Genomic DNA, 288 nt, shown 5'->3' with positions numbered 1-288 from the left:
AGATGCCTTCAAAAATTTAAATCCTAATATTAAGTTTCAAATGCAACTTGCACTTAATACTGCATTTGCGGGTAGGGAAAGTTCTAAGGATGAAGATTCCTTCAGAAATTTAAATCCTAATATTAAGTTTCAAACGCAACCTGCACTTGATACTGCACTTACGGGTAAGGAAAGTTCTAAGAAGGAAAGTTCTAAGAATGTAGCGGATGCATTTTCTGGCGTGAAAAGTGCTTTCACAAGTTTAAATCATCAACTTGAACTTGCTGAGATAAAGAATCCCCCTGCTAT

1 protein-coding gene is annotated in these 288 nt (G+C 35.8%); it reads left to right on the top strand.

The genetic code is table 11. From position 1 onward, the window contains the following. Nucleotides 1-288 (top strand): hypothetical protein (locus ACFIJQ_RS08875; protein ID WP_375629980.1); only part of this gene is annotated, 288 nt, incomplete at both ends.

The sequence above is a fragment of the Bartonella sp. TT67HLJMS genome, assembly GCF_042193375.1.
Lineage (GTDB): Bacteria > Pseudomonadota > Alphaproteobacteria > Rhizobiales > Rhizobiaceae > Bartonella > Bartonella grahamii.
Note: the sequence above shows the minus strand (reverse complement) of the source record. Positions and strands in the feature narration are given on the sequence as shown.